The organism is Pirellulales bacterium (genome assembly GCA_035533075.1).
Lineage (GTDB): Bacteria > Planctomycetota > Planctomycetia > Pirellulales > JAICIG01 > DASSFG01.
Genome location: DATLUO010000127.1, coordinates 1 through 3,353, shown reverse-complemented (window position 1 = coordinate 3,353; position 3,353 = coordinate 1). Strand labels below are relative to the sequence as shown.

Genomic DNA, 3,353 nt, shown 5'->3' with positions numbered 1-3,353 from the left:
CGCGCGCCGCAGGGACGAAAGGGCTGCCCGAAGCTTGCCCTCTGGAGTTCAATCGCCGCTCCACCGGAGCGAGCCCGGCTGGTGGCGGAGCACCATATCCGTGTAAATCCGTGTTTATGAAAGTGGGAGGCTGTGCCCGTGAAGTGGTTGGCTCTGATGGTCGTCGTCGTCGCGGTGGGCCTGTCGCTGGCAGTTTGGCCCGGCGGAATGCTTGCGCCGAAGGCGCAGCCAGATCGCGAGCCCGTCGCTTCCGGTCCGCAACACTCATCACCGCGGCGACGCGAGATCCAGGGAATCGGCTACGTAGAGCCGGCCACGGAGGTATGGCGGCTGGTATTCAAAATCGACGGCGTCATTGAGACCTGCGCGGTTGAGGTTGGCCGGCGCGTCAAACGCGGCGACCTGCTCATGTCGTTGGCGAACCGCGAAGAGGCGGCCGCGGTGGCGGCGCCGTTTCGCCCCTCCTCGCATGGCCGCCGCTGTGGGGTTGGACTGCTCCGCTCCGGTCGCTGCGATCCCTGGGATACGCAGTCCAACCCCACAGCGGGAGTAGGAACACCGAAGGGGACATTTCTATCCGCGTGTAACAACCGCCCCGACCACTTCATTGACGTTACCAAAAAGCACTGCTAGACTTGCGTGCTTTCTGGCGCACTCACCCACACACTCCGCCGGGCATTCGTCAGGGCGAATCGCCGGTTTTTTCCTGGGAAAGACGGAAGGAATACAGATCATGGCCAAAGCCATCAAGAACAAGTCCAAGCCCCAAGCCAAGCCTGCGACAGCACTTAAGACCAAGATGGCGAAGCCGGCGGCCGCGGTCGGCAAGCTGATCAAGGGGGCCAAAAAGGCTTCCAAGAATGGCGAGAAACCGCGTGCCAAACCCAGCCGCGAAAAGTACGTCTTCTCGTTCGGCACCAGCGGCACCGATGGCGACGCCGGCATGAAGGATCTGCTCGGCGGCAAAGGGGCCAACCTGGCCGAAATGACCCGGATCGGCCTGCCCGTGCCCGCCGGCTTCACCATCGGCACCAACGTCTGCACCTATTACTATGACCACGGCCGCAGTTATCCCTCGGAGCTGCGCAAGCTGGTCGACCAGGCGATGGCCAAGATCGAGAAAGAAATGGGGGCCAAGTTCGGTTCGACCACCAATCCGCTGTTGGTCTCCTGCCGCTCGGGCGCCCGTGAGTCGATGCCCGGCATGATGGACACCGTGCTCAACATCGGTCTGAACGATGAGACCGTCGAAGGGCTGATCAAGCAGGCGGGCGATGCCCGGTTTGCCTGGGACAGCTATCGCCGCTTCGTGCAAATGTACGGCGACGTGGTGCTGGATATGAAGCCCAAGAAGAAGGAAGACCACGATCCGTTCGAGGAGCTGCTCGACGCCAAGAAGCACCACGCCCGTGTGCGGCACGACCACGAGCTGAACGCCGAGCAGCTCAAGGAGTTGGTGGCCGAGTTCAAGCGGGCCATCAAGGACGGGACGGGCAAGGATTTTCCCACCGATCCGATGGACCAGGTCTGGGGCGCCATCGGCGCCGTGTTTGGAAGCTGGATGAACGACCGGGCGGTGGTCTATCGCCGCACCTACGGCATTCCGCACGAGTGGGGCACCGCCGTCAACGTGCAGGCGATGGTCTTCGGCAACCTGGGCGACGATTGCGCCACGGGCGTGGCCCTGACCCGCAACGTGGCGGTCGGCACGCCGGGCATCAACGGCGACTATCTCATCAACGCCCAGGGTGAAGACGTGGTGGCCGGCATCCGCACGCCCAAGCGGATCGAAGAGACGCTCGAGCAAGACATGCCGGCGGCCTACAAGCAGCTCAAAGACATCGGCCGCAAGCTCGAAAAGCACTACAAAGAAGTGCAAGACCTGGAGTTCACGGTGCAGAAAGGCCGCGTCTGGATGTTGCAGACCCGCAACGCCAAGCGCACCGGCTTCGCCGCCGTGCGCATCGCCGTCGATCTGGTCAACGAAGGGCTGATCTCGAAAGAAGAGGCCCTGCGTGCCAAGCGCATCCCCGCCGACGACCTGAACCAGCTCCTGCAGCCGGTTTACGATCCGCAGTCGAAAAAGAAGGCCAATGCCGACGGGCGGCTGCTGGCCAAGGGCATCAACGCCGGCCCCGGCGCGGCGTCGGGCAAGATCTGCTTCCATGCCTCCGACGCCGAAGCGCTCTGGCAGAAAGACAACAAGGTCGAGCTCATTCTCGTCCGCCGCGAAACCAGCCCTGAAGACCTGCGCGGCATGAAGATCGCCAAGGGCATCCTCACGGCCTTCGGCGGCGCCAGCTCGCACGCCGCCCTGGTCAGCCGGCAGATGGGCAAGGCCTGCATCGTCGGCTGCGGCGACCTGCAAGTCGACTACCACCAGAAGACCCTCAGCGTCGGCGACAAAGTGCTGCGGGAGGGCGACGTGATTTCCATCGACGGCTTCACGGGCGAAGTGTTCGAGGGCGAAGTCGAGGTCCGGCCCAGCGAGATCATTCAAGTGCTGCTGCACAAGACGCTCAAGCCGGAAGAATCGGAGACCTACAGCCGCTACGCCCAGCTTATGACCTGGGTCGATCAGGCCCGTCGCCTCAAGGTGCGCACCAATGCCGACGAGCCGAAGCAGGCCAGCGAAGCGATCGCCTTCGGCGCCGAAGGCATCGGTCTCTGCCGCACCGAGCACATGTTTTTTGGCCACATCGACGAATTCCGCGAAATGATTCTGGCCGATACCGTCGAAGACCGCGAGAAGGCGTTGGCCAAGCTGTTGCCGTTCCAGCGAGAAGATTTCGACGGCCTGTTCCGGGCCATGCACGGCAAGCCGGTGACGATCCGCCTGCTCGATCCGCCGTTGCACGAGTTCCTGCCGCACCAGCACAGCGAGCAGGAGGCGCTGGGCAAGAAGATCGGCATCTCGGCCGAGACGATTGCCCGCCGCGTCCACGAGCTGCACGAGTTCAATCCGATGCTGGGCCACCGCGGCTGCCGTTTGGGCATCGTCTATCCCGAAATCACGCGGATGCAGGCACGGGCGATCTTCGAAGCCGCTTGCGACGTGAAGCGCGACGGCATCGACGTCTTGCCGGAAGTGATGATTCCGCTGGTCGGCTTCCTGACGGAGTTCAAAGACCAGGAGAAGCTCATCCGCGAGACGGCGGCCAAGGTGTTCGAAGAGAAGGGCGTCAAGGTCAGCTACCTGGTGGGCACGATGATCGAAGTGCCACGGGCGGCGGTGCGGGCCGAAGAGATCGCCAAGGGCGCCGAGTTTTTCAGTTTCGGCACCAACGACTTGACGCAGACGACGCTGGGCATGAGCCGCGACGACTACGCGGGCTACATCAACTACTATCGCG

2 protein-coding genes are annotated in these 3,353 nt (G+C 63.3%); both read left to right on the top strand.

Annotated features, from left to right (window positions below; all coding sequences use genetic code 11):
- Nucleotides 1–138: 138 nt before the first annotated feature.
- On the top strand, nt 139–633 hold the full coding sequence (locus VNH11_16075; protein HVA47887.1) for a hypothetical protein: 495 nt from the start codon (nt 139–141) through the stop codon (nt 631–633).
- A 100-nt stretch (nt 634–733) separates the two neighbouring features.
- Nucleotides 734–3,353, top strand: a 2,620-nt coding sequence (ppdK, locus tag VNH11_16070; GenBank protein ID HVA47886.1) for a pyruvate, phosphate dikinase, incomplete at its 3' end; no start/stop codon positions are given.